General features: G+C 66.2%; 15 protein-coding genes. 11 read left to right on the plus strand and 4 right to left on the minus strand.

Annotated features, from left to right (window positions below; genetic code table 11):
• The first annotated feature begins 398 nt into the window (after window positions 1–398).
• Window positions 399–1,502: a glycine-betaine demethylase subunit GbcB gene (gbcB, locus tag BLR75_RS18140; RefSeq protein WP_084312071.1), complete on the plus strand. Its 1,104-nt coding sequence runs from the start codon at window positions 399–401 to the stop codon at window positions 1,500–1,502.
• 195 nt (window positions 1,503–1,697) lie between these two features.
• On the opposite strand, the gene fusA is transcribed toward gbcB, so the two are convergent.
• From fusA to BLR75_RS26785, 4 genes are all read right to left on the minus strand, one after another.
• A complete protein-coding gene (gene fusA / locus BLR75_RS18145; protein ID WP_084312070.1) occupies window positions 1,698–3,746 on the minus strand; it encodes an elongation factor G in 2,049 nt (682 codons plus the stop codon).
• Between the two features lie 1,510 nt (window positions 3,747–5,256).
• Window positions 5,257–6,300, minus strand: a complete 1,044-nt coding sequence (locus BLR75_RS18150; RefSeq protein WP_084312069.1) for a threonine aldolase family protein — start codon at window positions 6,298–6,300, stop codon at window positions 5,257–5,259.
• Between the two features lie 109 nt (window positions 6,301–6,409).
• Window positions 6,410–7,078, minus strand: a complete 669-nt coding sequence (locus BLR75_RS18155) for a hypothetical protein (RefSeq protein WP_084312068.1) — start codon at window positions 7,076–7,078, stop codon at window positions 6,410–6,412.
• Between the two features lie 29 nt (window positions 7,079–7,107).
• The gene (locus tag BLR75_RS26785) at window positions 7,108–7,266 is read right to left on the minus strand and encodes a hypothetical protein (protein ID WP_169720255.1); all 159 of its coding nucleotides are present in this window, start codon (window positions 7,264–7,266) and stop codon (window positions 7,108–7,110) included.
• Between BLR75_RS26785 and BLR75_RS18160 the strand changes: the two genes are divergently transcribed.
• The 10 genes from BLR75_RS18160 to gabP all read left to right on the plus strand — a co-directional run bounded on the left by BLR75_RS18160 (window position 7,265) and on the right by gabP (window position 18,050).
• Window positions 7,265–7,657: a type 1 glutamine amidotransferase family protein gene (locus tag BLR75_RS18160; RefSeq protein WP_084312067.1), complete on the plus strand. Its 393-nt coding sequence runs from the start codon at window positions 7,265–7,267 to the stop codon at window positions 7,655–7,657. The genes BLR75_RS26785 and BLR75_RS18160 overlap by 2 nt on opposite strands.
• A 410-nt stretch (window positions 7,658–8,067) precedes the next feature.
• Window positions 8,068–8,367, plus strand: a complete 300-nt coding sequence (locus BLR75_RS18165; RefSeq protein WP_084312066.1) for a hypothetical protein — start codon at window positions 8,068–8,070, stop codon at window positions 8,365–8,367.
• Between the two features lie 285 nt (window positions 8,368–8,652).
• A complete protein-coding gene (locus BLR75_RS18170) occupies window positions 8,653–9,864 on the plus strand; it encodes a M24 family metallopeptidase (RefSeq protein WP_084312112.1) in 1,212 nt (403 codons plus the stop codon).
• A gap of 296 nt (window positions 9,865–10,160) precedes the next feature.
• Entirely contained in the window at window positions 10,161–11,501 is a 1,341-nt protein-coding gene (locus BLR75_RS18175) for an MFS transporter (protein WP_084312065.1), read from the plus strand.
• 292 nt (window positions 11,502–11,793) lie between these two features.
• Complete coding sequence (locus BLR75_RS18180) at window positions 11,794–12,921, plus strand: polyamine ABC transporter substrate-binding protein (RefSeq protein ID WP_084312064.1); 1,128 nt, start codon at window positions 11,794–11,796, stop codon at window positions 12,919–12,921.
• 13 nt (window positions 12,922–12,934) lie between these two features.
• Window positions 12,935–13,840, plus strand: a complete 906-nt coding sequence (locus BLR75_RS18185) for an ABC transporter permease (RefSeq protein ID WP_084312063.1) — start codon at window positions 12,935–12,937, stop codon at window positions 13,838–13,840.
• Window positions 13,837–14,628: an ABC transporter permease gene (locus BLR75_RS18190; RefSeq protein WP_084312062.1), complete on the plus strand. Its 792-nt coding sequence runs from the start codon at window positions 13,837–13,839 to the stop codon at window positions 14,626–14,628. Before BLR75_RS18185 ends, BLR75_RS18190 begins: the two co-directional genes overlap by 4 nt.
• A 30-nt stretch (window positions 14,629–14,658) precedes the next feature.
• A complete protein-coding gene (locus BLR75_RS18195; RefSeq protein ID WP_084312061.1) occupies window positions 14,659–15,747 on the plus strand; it encodes an ABC transporter ATP-binding protein in 1,089 nt (362 codons plus the stop codon).
• Window positions 15,748–15,795: 48 nt separating this feature from the next.
• Entirely contained in the window at window positions 15,796–16,581 is a 786-nt protein-coding gene (locus tag BLR75_RS18200) for a creatininase (RefSeq protein WP_084312060.1), read from the plus strand.
• A 59-nt stretch (window positions 16,582–16,640) separates the two neighbouring features.
• A complete protein-coding gene (gene gabP, locus BLR75_RS18205) occupies window positions 16,641–18,050 on the plus strand; it encodes a GABA permease (protein WP_084312059.1) in 1,410 nt (469 codons plus the stop codon).
• Window positions 18,051–18,120: the final 70 nt, after the last annotated feature.

Consider the following 18,120-nt stretch of genomic DNA (forward strand, 5'->3'; position numbering starts at 1 on the left):
GTGCCGCAGCCGCGGGCTGCCGGCGAATTGAAGTGGCTGATACGGTGTGCCACGCAGGGCAGGGCGGCGTGCCGAGGCGCCGTCGTTATGCAGTCTTCTTGTTTCGGCTGGGAACCAGTTTGCGGCCGTGCCGGGCGACGGCCTTGCCCACGGGCGACATGCCGGCAACAGTTGGCGACGCTCCAGGGCACATGGGGCGCGGCAGGTCGCGATAAGCATGTAGATGTCGCAGGCAGGTAAATGAGCGCACGCGGGTGTGCGCACAATCGGTTCCATGCAGGCATGCCGCCGAATCATCGGGTTCCTGCGTTCGCGGTGATGACGAGTCCCCGGGCGGCGTGGCCTACCCTACAAGAAAGAAGGCCGGCATCCGGCCAGCGTGCGCGGAGAAGAAGACCATGGCGAGCAACTTCCTGAACCCGGTGAATACCCAGACCTGGAGCAACGGCCGCCATATGGTGCGCTGCGTCAAGGCGATCCAGGAAACCTCGGATGTGCGCACCTTCTGCTTCGCGGCCGACCAGCCGCTGATGTTCTTCTTCAAGCCCGGACAGTTCGTCACCCTGGAACTGGAGATCGATGGCGAGCCGATCATGCGCTCCTACACCATCTCCAGCTCGCCCTCGGTGCCCTACTCCTTCTCCCTGACCATCAAGCGCGTGCCGGGCGGCAAGGTTTCCAACTGGATCCACGACAACCTCAAGGAAGGCGACCAGCTGGCGGTGCACGGCCCGGTCGGGCGCTTCAACGCCATCGACTTCCCGGCGGACAAGGTGCTCTACCTCTCCGGCGGCGTCGGCATCACCCCGGTGATGTCCATGGCGCGCTGGTTCTTCGATACCAACGGCGAGGTGGACATGGTGTTCGTGCACAGCGCGCGCACGCCGAAGGACATCATCTATCACCGCGAGCTGCGCCACATGGCCTCGCGGATTGCCAACTTCAAGCTGCACCTGGTCTGCGAGAAGTACGAGATCGGCGAGACCTGGTCCGGCTATCGCGGCTACCTGAGCAAGCCGATGCTCGACCTGATGGCCCCGGACTTCATGGAGCGCGAGATCTTCTGCTGCGGCCCGACGCCCTACATGAGCGCGGTGAAGCGCCTGCTGGAAGCGGTCGGCTTCGACATGCAGCGCTACCACGAGGAAGCCTTCGGCCCGACGCCGCCGGAAATCCGCGAGGAAGTGCGCGACCAGGCCGCCGAAGCCGCCGCCCAGGCTGCCGAAGTGGCCGCCGGCGACCTGCACGAGGTGATGTTCAGCGAAACCGGCAAGAGCGTCCGCGTCGCCCCCGGCGAAACCGTGCATACCGCCGCCGCCAAGGTCGGCCTGCACATTCCCAAGGCCTGCGGCATGGGCATCTGCGGCACCTGCAAGGTGATGAAGCGCTCCGGCGAGGTGGAGATGGAGCACAACGGCGGCATCACCGACGAAGACCTGGCCGAGGGCTACATCCTGTCGTGCTGCAGCGTGCCGAAAGGGGATGTGGTGATCGAGTATTGATTGCCGCGTCAGGACGCGAGCCTGAGGCCGTAGGATGGGTTGAGCTTGCGATACCCATCGATGGGAATCGCTTCGCTCGTCCCATCCTACGGTCTACCGTAAGAGCGGGCCATGCCCGCGAAATGCCGGCGCCGCCGATGTCGCGGGCATGGCCCGCTCCTACAAAAGCCCGCCCCTTCCGCCTCCAACGCCCACTCAATCCTCCTCCTGCACCGCCTTGTACCCGCTCGCCAGCCGCTGCTGCACATCCTGCGGCACCGCCGCGTAGTGGCTCGGCTCGACGTTGAAGAAGCCCTGCCCCTGGGTGATCGACTTCAGCCGGTTGCCATAGCCGTCCAGCTCCGCCAGCGGCACCTGGGCGCGGATCGCCACCACGCTGGCCGACAGCGACTCGGTGCCGAGCACCTGCCCGCGGCGGGTGGTCAGGTCGGAGGTGATGTCGCCCACCCGCGCTTCCGGCGTGGTCACCTCGACGTTGACGATCGGCTCCAGCACGATCGGCCCGGCGTTGCGCAGGGCGTCGAGCATGGCCTTGCGTCCGGCGGCCTGGAAGGCGATGTCCTTGGAATCCACCGAGTGGCTCTTGCCGTCGTGGACCGTGACCTTGACGTCCTCCACCGGGAAACCCGCCAGGGTCCCGGCGGCCAGCGCCGAGCGCACGCCCTTCTCCACCGAGGGGATGAACTGCCCGGGAATCACCCCGCCCTTGATCGCATCGACGAACTCGAAGCCGCTGCCGCGCGGCAGTGGCTCCAGGCGCAGGAAGACCTCGCCGAACTGTCCGGCCCCGCCGGTCTGCTTCTTGTGCCGGGAATGGCCTTCCGCCGGGCGCGTGGCGGTCTCGCGGTAGGCGATGCTCGGCGGGCTGGTGGTCACCTCCAGCTTGTAGCTGCCGGTCAGGCGCTCCAGCAGGTAGCGCAGGTGCAGCTCGCCCATGCCGCGCAGCACGGTCTCCTGGGTGGCGCCGTTGTATTCCAGCTGCACGCAGGGGTCTTCCACCAGGAGGCGCTGCAGCACCTCGGCCAGGCGCTGCTCGTCGCCGCGACGGCTGGCCTGGATCGCCACGCCCTGCATCGGCGTGGGGAAATCCAGCGGCTTGAGGTGGATATGGTCCTCGTCGTGGGAATCGTGCAGGACCACGTCGTACTCGACCTCCTCGACCTTGGTCAGGGCGCCGAAGTCGCCGGGGATCAGCTCCGGCACCTCCTCGAACTTCCTGCCCTGCATGCGCAGCAGGTGGCCGACCTTGAACGGCTTGCGCCCCTCGCCGGCGAACAGCTGCATCTCCCGGCGCAGCGTGCCCTGGTGCACGCGGAATACCGCCATGCGGCCGACGAAGGGGTCGACCACCACCTTGAACACATGCGCCAGCACATGCGCCTCCGGGTCCGGGCGGGAGCGGAAGTCGCGGGTCCTGCCGCTGTCGTCGGTGATATGGAACAGCGGCGGATTGCCCTCGGTGGGATTCGGCGCCAGGCGGGCGAGCACGTCCAGCAGCTCCTGCACCCCTGCCCCGCTACGCGCGGAAACGAAGCACAGCGGAATCAGGTGCCCTTCGCGCAGCGCCCGCTCGAAGGGCTCGTGCAACTCCTCCGGGCGGATTTCCCCTTGCTCCAGATAACGCGCCATCAGCTCCTCGTCGACCTCCACCACCTGGTCGACCAGCGCCTGGTGCGCCTCCTCCACAGACGAAAAATCCGACTCGCCGGCCGGATTGAAGAAACAGTCCACAACCTTGCTGCCGCCGTCGGCCGGCAGGTTGATCGGTAGCACCTCCTTGCCGAACGCCTCGCGCAGGTTGGCCAGCAAGCCGGGCAGGTCGACCCGCTCGGCGTCGATCTTGTTCACCACCAGCATCCGGCACAGCTTGCGCTCGCCGGCCCAGGCCATCATGCGGCGGGTGGTCAGCTCGATGCCGTTCTGCGCGTTGACCACCACCAGCGCGGTTTCCACCGCCGCCAGCGCCGGCAGGGCGTGGCCGATGAAATCGGGATAGCCGGGGGTATCGATCAGGTGGACTTCCGCATCCTCGTGGCGGAAATGCACCAGGGCGGCAGCCAGCGAGTGGTGATAGTCGCGCTCCATGGGATCGGAATCGCACAGCGTATCGCCACGCTCCAGCGAACCCATCGCGGGAATCGCGCCACTGCGATGCAGCAGGGCTTCCGCCAGCAGGGTCTTGCCGCTGTCACCGTGGCCGACCAGGGCCACCGTTCGAATCTGTTCTACCGAGTAGCTCGACATGGGCACCTCCACTTCCAGGATTCTCGAAGTATAGGCAGGGCTCCCGGGGCGTCCTGAGCAAAAAACCGTCAGCTTCGGCGAGCCCCCGCCAGCCGTGCTCTGCAGGGGGATGAAAACAGGTTTTCCACAGCTTGCCGGCGCTTCGCTCCACAGTGGTTGTGAACAAGCCGCCGGGTATTCGGTATTGCGCAGGAAGGCTTGTACGGCGCGGTTTTCGCCAGATTTCCGGGCAAAAAACGAACAGCCGTGGCGAGACCTTGGCAGGCGCGGCCTGGAGCATTTGTCCAACAGGTTATCCACAGCTGGCTCAACAGCTTTCGGGGACAGTCTCCGACGCACTGGACAAAATTTAGCCAACTCTGTGGAGGCCACGCAGGACGCGGATTCCAGTGATGTACACACAGGCTTGCTACAGACGGCTCACAGCGGCTTCAACAGATAACGGGGAAATCTGCACAGGGCCATTCGCGAGCAAGCTCGCTCCTACAAGAGCGGGGGTGACATTTGTAGGAGCGCGCCATGCGCGCGACAGCACGGCGGGTCGCGGGCATGGCCCGCTCCTACAAAAGCGGCCAGCTCGTACCCGCGTAGGAGCGAGCTTGCTCGCGAACAGATCCCAGAGCCCCCATAACCGCAGATACGGCCCCGGCCGTACAAAAAACAACCAACCTCACCCGAGCCCCGCCTGCTGCGTCATGTAGAACTGTGCCAACATCTTTTCCACAGCTTGCCTACGTCCCGCTCCACAGCCCCTGTGAACAATCCGGATGGCTTTTCCCCATCCGGGAAAACCCTTGAAAGACAAGACCTTCGGCAATTTCCTGGGCAAAAAACGAACAACCCTCGGCAGGCGTTACAGGGAGTGCCCCCGGGCGATCCCCACACAGCTTATCCACAGAAGGCTCAACACTATCCGGGGACAATCTCAGGGCCGTGGTGCAGAAAGTGGACGAAACGCTGCAGCCCAGGAACAACGCGGGATGTGGATGAGCATGCACAGTCCAGCTACAGGCTGCGCACAGGGCTTTCAACAGGAAATGGGGAAAAGCACGAGGCAGGAATAAAGAGCTTCGCGAGCAAGCTCGCTCCTACAGGAGGCGGAGTTGGGGATAAACCGGCGAGTGAGCAGAAAGCGATCAACCAGCAGGAGGTCTCGTACGGCGTGGCCTGCAGCAAGGTGATGACAGCCTGTCCACAGCTTCCCTGCACCATCGCCCACAGCGGATGTGGGCAAATCCACAGGGCAGAGGCGCAGTGCAGGGAGTTATTCCACAGGCGAAATCTGCTCAAATTCCGAACAAACCGCTGGAAGCCGCAATATCACTGGCTTGCAGCGGTCTATCCACATACTCCCAACAGGACGCTCAACAACATCCGGGGACAATTCACAGGCGCCTGGACAAAGCCTGATCAATTCCTTGCAAGCCACTATCCACGCGGCTTTCCGGCGCCTGCGCACAGCCTCCGGAGCGGCTGTGCACAGGAGCATCAACAGGTTTCGTGGAAAACCTCAGGCGCTCATCACTTCGCGGATATCCCGCGCCAGTTCCTCGACCCGGGCGAGGTTGGTGTCCCAGGAGCACATGAAGCGCGCGCCGCCGGCGCCGATGAAGGTGTAGAAGCGCCAGCCGCGCAGGCGCAGGGCCTCCAGCGCCGGTTCGGACATCTGCAGGAACACGCCGTTGGCTTCCACCGGGAACATCAGGCTCACTCCCGGCACGTCGGCCACCCGCTCGGCGAGCAGGCGCGCGCAGGCGTTGGCGTGGCCGGCGTAGTGCAGCCAGGCGCCGTCCTGCAGCACGCCGACCCAGGGCGCGGCGAGGTAGCGCATCTTCGAGGCCAGCTGGCCGGCCTGCTTGCAGCGGTAGTCGAAGCCTTCCGCCAGCTCGCGGTTGAAGAACAGGATCGCCTCGCCCACCGCCATGCCGTTCTTGGTGCCGCCGAAGCACAGCACCTCGACGCCGGCCTTCCAGGTCAGCTCGGCCGGCGACGCGCCGAGGAAGGCGCAGGCGTTGGAGAAGCGCGCGCCGTCCATGTGCAGGTGCAGCCCGAGTTCGCCACAGGTCTCGCTGATCGCGCGCAGCTCATCCGGGCGGTAGACGGTGCCGACCTCGGTGGCCTGGGTGAGGGTGACCACCCGCGCCTTGGGATAGTGGATGTCCTGGCGCTTGAGGGCGATCTCGCGGATCGCCTGCGGGGTCAGCTTGCCCTGCTCGTCGGTACGCGCCAGCAGCAGCTTGGAGCCGTTGGAGAAGAATTCCGGCGCGCCGCACTCGTCGGTCTCGACGTGGGCGGTCTCGGCGCAGATCACGCTGTGGTAGCTCTGGCACAGCGAGGCCAGGGCCAGGGAGTTGGCGGCGGTGCCGTTGAAGGCGAAGAACACTTCGCAGTCGGTTTCGAACAGGTCGCGGAAATAGTCGGACGCGCGGGCGGTCCACTGGTCCTCGCCGTAGGCGCGCTCGTGGCCGTGGTTGGCCTCGGCCATCGCCGCCCAGGCTTCCGGGCAGATGCCGGAATAGTTGTCGCTGGCGAACTGTTGGGTGTCGTCGGTCATGAAGGCTGCCTCTGGAACAGGTAAATCCAGCAAGCAGCGTAGCGAAATCGCGAGCGCCAGGGGCGGCAGTCGCGATCACGCAGGCGACATCATTGCGGTGGCCGTCGACTCAGCGCAGCTCGCCGATCCGCATCTGCTCGACGAACGGCATCAGCAGCTTGCGCGCCGCCGCCGCGTCCTTGCCGAACGGCTGGTCGCTGCTCAGCAGGTTGAGCACGTAGCGCTCCTTGAGCAGCCCGGTGAGGTTGGCGCCGCCCGCCTCGTCGGCCGGGGCGACGGTGATCGCCAACTGCTCGCCGGAGCCGGCGGTCTCGATCAGCGGCAGGAAGGCCTCGCCGCCGAACTGCCCGGCGGTGCCGTTCTGCAGCGCCTTCTCGCGGGCGGACTGCAGCAGGGCGACGTTCTGCCGGGTCATGTCGCGGACGCGGGTCTGGGTTTCCAGGTAGCTGTCGGCCATGCCGCTCTGCTCGCTGCCGGCCGGCGCCGGCAGGCCGGTGTCGGTCAGGCTGATTTCCAGATGCTGGCTGCCATCGGCCTTGCCGTAGATGGCGCTGGCAGTGTTGTAGGCGCAGCTGCGCGAAACGAAGGCATAGCCGTTGATGCTGCTCTCCGGCGGCAGGGCCTTGGCCAGGGTGCTGTCGGCGCAGGGATCGGCCGGCGCGGCGGCGGTTTCGGTGGCGGTCGGTTCGGCGACCTTGGCCGGCTTGGATTCATCGCCGCAGCCGGCCAGGGTGGCGGCCAGCAGCAGCGCGGAAAGGCTGATCAGGGAACGGTTCATGGCGTCCTCGCGAGTCGAAGAGGCGCAGTCTAGCCGCTGCGGCGGCGACTGGGCATGCCCCGGATGGTGGCCAGGAACATTTTCGGGTCGGCAATGGACAGCTTTTTCCCGCCCGCGTTGCGCAGAATCCCTTCCAGGTTCGCTGTCAGCAGGTGGTCGGCAGCGTCGCAAGTCAGGGAGAACACCATGAGCCACTTCGAACGCACTCCGGTCGCCGTCGAGCTGCTCCTGCAGGAGTACTTCGACCTGTTCGCCTTCGCCCGCACCACGGAATGGCTGCGGATGGCCAACCAGATTGCCGGCCGCGCGCTGTTCCGCTGGTCGACCCGGTCCCGCGACAGCGCTCCGGTACGCGCCAGCAACGGCATGCGCGTCACCCCGGACGGCGCCCTGCAGACCGCGCCCACGGCCGACCTGCTGATCCTCTGCGACGCCACCGGCAGCCGCCCGGCGGACCACACCCAGGGGGCGAACATCCTCGAAGCGCTGCTGCGCCTGATCGCCCGGCACGACGGCGAGAAGCTGGCCGGCGAGGTGGGCACGGCGCTGAGATACGGACAGGCGGCACAGCTGCACTGAAACACCGACGATTCGACACCACTTCAGGCCCGCACGTGTCGGCAGCACGTTCCGGGCCTGTTTTTTATCCGCGCCGGCCAACGCGGCGGGCTGCACCCGCCCTACGCGCTGTGATGACAATGCTGCGCCGGGGTCTCGTGCCGATGCGGTCGCGGGCATGGCCCGCTTACACCGTTTCGCTGGCATGTCCGGGTAGGGCGCATAACGCGCCAGCGTTATCCGCCACCACATCGGCACGGCCCCAACGGCGGATGAAGCGTTCCGCTTCATGCGCCCTACACCAGCGATTGGCCATGGTGCGAGACAGTCGCTCCTACAAGGCAAGGTTCCCGCAGGAGCGGGCGCGGGAACGATGAAGTGGTGCAGCGACTACGCTTTCCGGGTATCGCCCTCTTCCCCGGAGCCTCTTCATGTACCGCCCCTTCCTTGTCGCAATCCTTCTGACCGCCAGCGCTGCCGCCCATGCCGAGGGCCTCCCCCTGCTCGACTATGACTGCCCCGGCAATATCGCCGTGCATGCCGAAGGCGAGTCGGTGTTCGTCAATGGCAAGGAAGCCAAGGTGAAGAAGTTCAACGACAAGTACTACGAGGCCAGGGGCGGCGGCGTGACCATCTCGATTTCCCTCGAGGACGACGGAACGGCCACGGTTTCGTACACCGGCAAGGGCGGGGCGAACGGGGTGTGCAGTTCTTCCGAGGCGGAGGAGTAGGAGCGCGCCTGAGCGCGCGATCGGTCGCGGGCATGGCCCACTCCTACAGGATGTCCGTCGCTCGGGCTCTTCCATCCACCATCCCCGCGCCGGATGCTCCGCACGGTGGATCGATGGAGTTGATCCACGTGAGCCCTGGCTATCGGCGCCCCCATCACCGCAGCGGATCCGTCCAACTTCAGGTCGGAAACGTGCAAAAAACCGCCAGGGCCTTCTGTTGCAATGCATCCAACGACACGCCACTCCCGGCGCGTCGATCGACAAGAACGATCGAGGATGCACGCGATGCAAATGCCCCAGACGCTCAGGATCCGCAACGGCCAGAAAGTCCAGCCGACCTTCTCCGCCCAGGAGTACGCCAACCGCCAGGCCAAGCTGCGCGCCTACATGGCGCAGGCCAATATCGACGCTGCGGTGTTCACCTCGTACCACAACATCAACTACTACTCCGACTTCCTCTACTGCTCCTTCGGCCGCCCCTACGCCCTGGTGGTGACCCAGGAAGACGCGGTGACCATCAGCGCCAACATCGACGGCGGCCAGCCGTGGCGCCGCACCGTGGGCACGGACAACATCGTCTACACCGACTGGCAGCGCGACAACTACTTCGTCGCCATCCAGCAGGCGCTGCCGAAGGCCGGGCGCATCGGCATCGAGTTCGACCACCTGAACCTGCAGAACCGCGACAAGCTGGCCGCGCGCTACCCCAACGCCGAGCTGGTCGACATCGCCGCGCCGTGCATGCGCATGCGCATGATCAAGTCCGCCGAGGAACACGCGATCATCCGCCACGGCGCACGCGTCGCCGATATCGGCGGGGCGGCCATCGTCGAGGCGCTGCATGACCAGGTGCCGGAATACGAAGTCGCGCTGCACGCCACCCAGGCGATGGTCCGCGAGATCGCCAAAACCTTCCCCAACGTCGAGCTGATGGACACCTGGACCTGGTTCCAGTCCGGCATCAACACCGACGGCGCGCACAACCCGGTGACCACCCGCAAGGTGAACAAGGGCGACATCCTCAGCCTGAACTGCTTCCCGATGATCGCCGGCTACTACACCGCGCTGGAACGCACGCTGTTCCTCGACCACTGCTCCGACGAGCACCTGCGCCTGTGGCAGATCAACGTCGAGGTGCACGAGGCCGGCCTCGAGCTGATCAAGCCGGGCGCACGCTGCAGCGACATCGCCCGCGAGCTGAACGAGATCTTCCTCAAGCATGACGTGCTGCAGTACCGCACCTTCGGCTACGGCCACTCCTTCGGCACCCTCAGCCACTACTACGGCCGCGAGGCCGGGCTGGAGCTGCGCGAGGACATCGATACCGTGCTGGAGCCGGGCATGGTGGTGTCGATGGAGCCGATGATCATGCTGCCGGAAGGCCTGCCGGGCGCCGGCGGCTACCGCGAACACGACATCCTCATCGTCACCGAGGACGGCGCGGAGAACATCACCCGGTTCCCCTACGGGCCGGAGCGCAACATCATCCGCAAGTGACCGCCACGAGCCGCACGCCTTGCCGCGTGCGGCTCATTTCATTGGAGATATCCCCACCACCGCCACCGGCGGTGCCATGACCGATTACAACCACGCCGCGCCCCGACATATCCACGCGGCCCTCGATCTTCCCGCTGCCGACACACCATTTCGATAAAAACAGAGGTATGGGCAATGGTCACCTTCCCGCACGGCGCCAGCGGCGCTGCCGACACCGGCTGCTCCGACAACAGCACACCCGGTCACTACACTGAGGCACAGGCACACCGGGCAGAACGCTGCCTCGGAGGTGCGCAATGAGCCTGTCCCAGCAACCCGTGGCCTACGGCCAGGCGTCCATGACCGCCATCACCGAGGAACGCCGCGTCCTGCGCAGGGCCGCTTCCGCCGCCTTCATGGGCAACTTCGTCGAGTGGTTCGACTACGCCGCCTACGGCTACCTCGCCGCGGTCATCGCCGTGGTGTTCTTCCCGCAGACCGACAAGACCTCAGGCCTGCTCGCCGCCTTCGCGGTGTTCGCCCTGTCGTTCATCGTCCGCCCCATCGGCGGCATCGTCTGGGGCCATATCGGCGACCGCTTCGGCCGGCGCAACGCCCTCTCGCTGTCGATCCTGATCATGTCCGGCGCGACCTTCTGCATCGCCCTGCTGCCCACCTACGCCCAGGTCGGCCTGGCCGCCCCGGCGCTGCTGCTGGTGATCCGCCTGGTGCAGGGCTTCTCCGCCTCCGGCGAGTACGCCGGCGCGGCGGCCTTCCTCGCCGAGTACGCACCGGAAAACAAGCGCGGCTTCTACACCTGCCTGGTGCCGGCGAGCACCGCCGCCGGGCTGCTGTTCGGCTCGCTGTTCGCCGCGCAGCTGTACGCGCACCTCGACAGCGAGGCGCTGCACGAATGGGGCTGGCGCCTGCCGTTCCTGCTCGCCGCGCCGCTGGGGCTGATCGGCCGCTACATCCGCCTGCACCTGGCCGACACGCCGAAATTCCGCGAGATGGAAGAGGCGATGGAGAAGAAGGGCGGCGAGCACAAGGTGCCGATGCAGCTGCTGTTCGGCCAGTACCGCAAGCAGATCATGATCGCCATCGGCGTCACCTGCCTCAACGCGGTGGCCTTCTACCTGCTGCTCAGCTACATGCCGACCTACCTGTCGGCCGAGATGGGCATGAGCGAGAGCGACTCCTTCCTCGCTTCCACCGTGTCGCTGGCGACCTACATCGGCTTCATCTTCCTGATGGGCCGGCTGTCCGACCGCTTCGGCCGCAAGACCATGCTGGTGGCCGCCTCGCTGCTGTTCCTGGCGCTCACCGTGCCGCTGTTCCAGGCCATCGGCGACAAGGCGTTCGCGGTCATCCTGCTGATCCAGATCGGCTTTGGCCTGATGCTGGCGATGAACGACGGCACCCTGCCCTGCTTCCTCGCCGAGATCTTCCCGACCCGCGTGCGCTACAGCGGCTTCGCCTTCAGCTTCAACACCGCCAACGCCCTGTTCGGCGGCACCGCGCCCTTCATCGCCACCTGGCTGATCAGCGTCACCGGCGACAAGCTCGCCCCGGCCTGGCTGCTGGTCGGCGCGGCGGCGGTGGCGCTGCTGGCGATGCTCTGCGTGAGGGAGACGGCGCATAGGCCGATGGAAGACTGAGCGGCGGCGCTTCCACCGGGAACCCCCTTGAATCCTGCCAACTTCGGGTCGGATTCAGACAAAAACGACACGGCCGCTTTTGCTGCAATGGCCATCAACAGAAGACCGTCTGCCGCCCGCAGCGCCGTTCGCCAGCACTGGTTCCCGACGCCAGAACCCACCGATCCATTGATACGCCTGCCATGCCGGACGCCTGGCGGGCTCTCTACACGCACGCCAGGAACAAACGCACGACAGAGGAAGGCCAGGAACAACGGCAACAGCACTTTCCATACCGCAGGGGAGAACAACAATGAAGAACCGTACCGACCTGTCACGACGCGATTTCCTCATCGGCAGCGGCATCCTCGCCAGCGGCGCCGCGCTGTCCAGCGTGCTGCCCATGCGCAGCGCCAATGCCGCGGAAAAGGAGCTGGTGATCCTCGCCTGGGCCGGCCACGCGGAGCCGGACATCGTCGCCGACTTCGAGCGCCAGCACGGCGTGAAGGTCCGCGCCAAGTACTACACCGGCGGCGACAACATGCTCGGGCTGATTTCCCAATCCCCGCCCGGCACCTTCGACCTGATCCTTTCCGACGCCGAATACGTGCAGCAGCTCAAGGCGGCCGACTACATCGAGCGCCTCGACCCCTCCGACTATCCCTTCGACGACTTCTTCCCCGAGTTCCAGCATTTCCCCGGCCACTGGGAAGGCAACGAGCTGTATTCGGTGCTGATCCGCTTCGGCTTCCTCGGCATCGCCTACAACACCCAGCTGGTGCCGGAATCGAAGGTACGCAGCTACAAGCTGTTCTGGGACGACGGCCTGAAGGGCAAGGTCGGGCACTTCGACTGGCACCTGCCGAACCTCGGGCAGATCAGCCTGTACAACGGCAACAAGCCGCCCTACGACATCGACGCCGCGCACTGGAAGGACGTGCAGCAGCGCCTGATGAGCCTGCGCCCGCAGATCGGCGGCTTCTTCGACTACGGCGGCACCTTCTCCTCGCTGAAGAACGGCCAGGTCCATGCCATGTGCGGCATCGGCGACTGGATCACCGGCGTGCTGGAGCGCTCCGGGGCGCCGGTCAGGACGGTGGTGCCGGAGGAAGGCGGCCTGCAGTGGACCGAGTCCTACTGCATCGCCCGCAAGGCCCGCAGCCCGGAGCTGGCGAAGAAGTTCATCCAGTACATCACCTCGCCGGAGGGCCAGGTGAAGTCGGCGCGGATGCTCGCCTACCCCGCGCTGATTCCCAGCCAGCGCGGCTGGGCGCTGCTCAACCAGGTCGATCCGACCGAGGCGAAGCGCCAGGGCATGCTGCTCGGCCAGCGCAACGTGATGGACGACATCCGCGAGGGCCGCATCCAGTATCGCCAACTGCCGGTGCAGCAGGGGCTGGAGGAGTGGAACGACTTCTGGTCGGAATACAAGGGCGCCTGAGGAGGCCGTGGCAATGACCTCACGCAAGCTGCAAATCGCTCCGCCGGTGGTCGATCTCGACAGCGCTCAGCCGCGCAGGCGCAGCCAGGGGCCGTGGTACGCCCTCGGCTTCTCGCTGCCGATGCTGTTCTGGCAACTGGCGTTCTTCGTCTTCCCGCTGGTATTCCTGGTCACCATCAGCTTCTGGGTGGTGCGCAACTTCCGCATGCTGCCGGCATTCGAGTGGCTGAACTGGAGCTACGTGCTCAGCCGCGGCTACTTCTGGGATGCCTACGCGCACACCCTGGCGATGGCCGCCGGGGCGACGCTGCTGGTCAGCCTGGTGGCCTTCCCCTGCGCCTACGCCATCGCCTTCAAGTTCCGCGCCTCGGCCCGGCAGCTGGCGATTCTGCTGCTGATCACGCCGTTCTTCACCAGCTACCTGGTGCGCACCTACTCCTGGCAGGTGTTCCTCGCCGACAACGGCATCTTCAACGCGCTGCTCGGCCAGTTGGGCATCGGCACGCTGCCGATGCTGAACAGCGGCTTCGGCACCTTCGTCGGCTACTTCACCCTGTGCCTGCCGCTGGTGGTGGTGCTGCAACTGCTGAGCCTGATGTACATGGACCGCTCGCTGGTGGAGGCGGCGCACAACCTCGGCTGCGGGCGGCTGCGCACCGTGCTGCAGGTGATAGTGCCGTCGGCGCGGGTCGGCATCGTGGTGGCCGCGCTGTTCTGCTTCATCCTCACCTTCGGCGACTTCGTCAGCCCGCTGTACCTGGGCGGCGGCCAGCCGCCGACCCTCAGCACCCTGATCGCCGACACCACCAAGTCCGGCCAGCAATGGCCGCGCGCGGCGGTGATCGCCACGATGATGATCGCGACCCTGCTGCTGGTGGCCTTCACCGCGGTCCGCTTCGCCTACCGGAGGCGCGCATGAACGAGCATCGCCTGATCAACTTCCTGCTGCGCGGCTACGTGGGCCTGGTGTTCCTCTTCGTGTTCACCCCGATCCTCGGCAGCTTCGTGTTCTCCTTCAACGCCGACCGCTTCCCGTCCCTGCCGCTGGGCGGCTTCAGCCTGCACTGGTACCAGACCATCGCCGGCGATCCGGCGGTGTGGCAGGCGTTCCGCAACAGCCTGAAGGTGGCGGTGGTGGTGTCGCTGGTGTCGACCTTCCTCGGTTTCACCGCGGCCTACACCGACTTCCGCTACCACTTCTTCGGCAAGCCGGTGTACATGGCCCTCGCCCTGCTGCCGCCGACCATCCCGGTGGTGATCATGGGCCTGGCAATGCTGGCGTTCCTCTCGCGGGTCGGGCTGTCCGGGGAAATCCACGCGGTGATGATCGCCCACATCGTGATGTGCGCGCCCTTCGCCATGGCGGTGATCCGCATGCGCCTGGCGCAGATGGACCCGATCCTCGAAGCGGCCGCCTGGAACCTCGGCGCCAGCCAGTGGAAGGCCATGCGCCACGTGATCCTGCCGTTCACCGCGCCGAGCATCTTCGCCGCGCTGCTGGTGACCATGGCGGTGTCGTTCGACGAGTTCGCCGTCGCCTGGTTCGTCTCCGGCCTCAACGAGACGGTGCCGGTGCGCATCCTCAACACCCTGCAGGGCCAGGTGAGCCCGACCATCAACGCCATCGGCTCGCTGGTGTTCGTCACCAGCATGCTGCTGGTGATCCTCGCGCAACTGCTTCTGATGCGCCGGCGCAAGCCGGCCTGAGCCCAACCATTCGAATCGCAGGTAACCGACATGAGTCAACCGCTGGTCGTGTTCGATAACGTGGTCAAGCACTTCGGCGAGTTCGTCGCCGTGGAGCGCATGAACCTGGAGATCCACCGCGGCGAGTTCGTCGCCATCATGGGCTCCAGCGGCTGTGGCAAGACCACCACGCTGCGCATGCTCGCCGGGCTGGAGAAACCCAGCGAGGGCGAGATCCGCCTGAACGGCGAGCGCATCAACGACCTCCGTTCCTGGGAGCGCGACACCCCGCTGGTGTGGCAGAACCTGGCGCTGTTCCCCTTCCTCAGTGTGCTGGAGAACGTCGAGTTCGGCCTGAAGATGCGCGGCATGGCCAGGGCCGAGCGGCGCAAGAAGGCGCTGCACTGGCTGGAACGCCTGGGCCTGGCGGAGTTCGCCAGCCGCGATATCGCCCAGCTGTCCGGCGGCCAGCGCCAGCGCGTGGCCCTGGCCCGCTCGCTGGTCACCGAGCCGCCGATCCTGCTGCTCGACGAACCGCTGAGCGCCCTCGACGCGCACCTCAGCGTGCGCATGCAGGGCGTGCTGACCGAGCTGCAGAAGGACCTCGGCATCACCTTCGTCTATGTCACCCACAGCCAGTCGGAAGCCTTCGCCATGGCCGACCGCGTGGTGATCATGAGCCGCGGCCGCATCGAGCAGGTCGGCACGCCGCAGGACGTGTTCCGCGAGCCGCACAACCGCTTCGTCGCAGAGTTCGTCGGCGGCAAGAACATCCTCGGCGGCAGCGTCGCCGGCTTCGACGAATCCGGGCAGGTACGCATCGAATCCGAACACGGCGCCTTCCTCGCGCGGCCGCCGCGGGACCGCAGGGTGGCCGCCGGCGAGCCGGTGAGCGTCTGCCTGGGCGCCGACCAGATCCAGCTCGGCGACCGCGCGGCCCTGCCCAATCGCCTGGAATGCCGGGTGGTCGGCGAGGAATTCATCGGCTCGATGGTGAACATCCACCTGGAAAGCGCCAGCGGTCTCGAACTGCAGGTGCAGAAACCCCATGCCGAATACGACAGCCTCGGCCTGGAGAGCGGACAGAAGATTTTCGCCGGCTGGGACAGCGCCAGTGCGCTGATCCTGCGCGGCGAGTGAACGAACACCCGGCTCCGGCCGGGACGTGGAACTGTTGGAGAGAAATCGATGAGCAAGAGTGTTTTCGTCGGCGAGCTGACCTGGAAGGAATACGCAGCCAGGGTCGCCCAGGGTGACTGCGTGATGCTGCTGCCGGTCGGCGCGCTGGAGCAGCACGGCCACCACATGTGCATGAACGTCGACGTGCTGCTGCCGACGGCGGTCTGCCAGCGGGTCGCCGAACGCATCGGCGCGCTGGTGCTGCCGGGCCTGCAGTACGGCTACAAGTCGCAGCAGAAATCCGGCGGCGGCAACCATTTCCCCGGCACCACCAGCCTCGACGGCGCGACCCTGACCGGCACCGTGCAGGACATCATCCGCGAACTGGCGCGCCACGGCGCCCGCCGGCTGGTGCTGATGAACGGGCACTACGAGAACTCCATGTTCATCGTCGAGGGCATCGACCTCGCCCTGCGCGAACTGCGCTACGCCGGGATCACCGATTTCCGCGTGGTGGTGCTGTCCTACTGGGACTTCGTGCGCGACCCGGCGGTGATCGAGGCGCTGTATCCGGACGGTTTCCTCGGCTGGGACATCGAGCACGGCGGGGTCTTCGAAACGTCGCTGATGCTGGCCCTCTACCCGAACCTGGTGGACATGGACAAGGTGGTCGACCACCCGCCGGCGACCTTCCCGCCCTACGACGTGTTCCCGGTCATCCCCGAACGCACGCCGGCCTGCGGCACCCTCTCCTCGGCCAGGGACGCCAGTCGCGAGAAGGGCGAACTGATCCTGCAGGTGTGCACCGAAGGCATCGCCGCCGCCGTGCAGGAGGCATTCGCCAAGTCGTCCTGATCCCTTCGCGCCCGCTCCGCCAGTAACCCGGTCCAACAAGAATTCCGAGGGTAACCACCATGTCCACACCCGTTTCCAGCGGCGGCCCGGCACTCGCCGCCGAGCTCAAGCAACGCCACGTCACCATGCTGTCCATCGCCGGGGCCATCGGCGCCGGCCTGTTCGTCGGCTCCGGCCACGCCATCGCCTCCGCAGGCCCGGCGGCGATCCTGGCCTACCTGATCTCCGGCACGCTGGTGGTGCTGGTGATGCGCATGCTCGGCGAGATGGCGGTCGCCGCGCCCGATACCGGCTCCTTCTCCACCTATGCGGAACGGGCCATCGGCCGCTGGGCGGGATTCTCCATCGGCTGGCTGTACTGGTGGTTCTGGGTGCTGGTGATCCCGCTGGAAGCGGTGGCCGCCGCGGCCATCCTCAACGCCTGGTTCCCGGCGGTGGCGACCTGGCAGTTCGCCCTGGCGGTCACCGCGCTGCTCACCGCGACCAACCTGTTCAGCGTGGCGCGCTACGGCGAGTTCGAGTTCTGGTTCGCCCTGCTCAAGGTCATCGCGGTGATCGGCTTCATCGTCCTCGGCGTCTTCGCCCTCACCGGCGGCCTGCCCGGCCACGAGGTCAGCGGCCTGATGCGGCTCACCCAGGAACACGGCGGCTTCATGCCCAACGGTTTCAGCGCGGTGCTCGGCGCGCTGCTGACCACGGTGTTCAGCTTCATGGGCACGGAGATCGTCACCATCGCCGCCGCCGAATCGAAGAACCCGGCGAAGCAGATCACCCGCGCGACCAACTCGGTGGTCTGGCGGATGGGCATCTTCTACATCGTGTCGATCTTCCTGATCGTCTCCATCGTGCCGTGGAACGACCCGCTGCTCGCCGAGGTGGGCTCCTACCAGCGCGCCCTGGAGATCATGAACATCCCCTACGCCAAGCTGATCGTCGACGTCGTGGTACTGGTCGCCGTGGCCAGCTGCCTGAACTCGGCGATCTACACCGCTTCGCGGATGGTCTACTCGCTCAGCCGGCGCGGCGACGGCCCGCGCTTCCTGCAGAAGACCTCGCCCAAGGCGGTGCCCTACGCGGCCGTGATGGCCAGCACCGCGGTGGGCTTCCTCACCACCATCATCAACTACTTCGCCCCGGAGAAGGTCTTCGCCTTCCTCCTCGCCAGCTCCGGCGCCGTCGCCCTGCTGGTGTACCTGGTGATCGCCGTCTCCCAGCTGCGCATGCGCCGGCAACTGGTCGCCACCGGCAAGCCGCTGGAATTCAGCATGTGGCTGTATCCCTGGCTGACCTGGCTGGTGATCCTGTTCATCCTGGCGGTGCTGGGCATCATGCTGGCGATGCCGGACCACCGCGCGGAAGTCCTCGCCACCGGCATGCTGACCACGGTGATCGTCTGCCTGGGGCTGCTCGACAGCCGCAAGGGCAAGGCGAAGCAGGCGGTGCCGGGATTGGCGAGGGTGGATTCGTAGTGAAGCATTGGCGAGGGTGGTGAAGATGGAAGCCGTATCCGGAAGCGGATACGGCTTTTTCCAGCGGACA

This window comes from Pseudomonas jinjuensis, from assembly GCF_900103845.1.
GTDB lineage: Bacteria > Pseudomonadota > Gammaproteobacteria > Pseudomonadales > Pseudomonadaceae > Pseudomonas > Pseudomonas jinjuensis.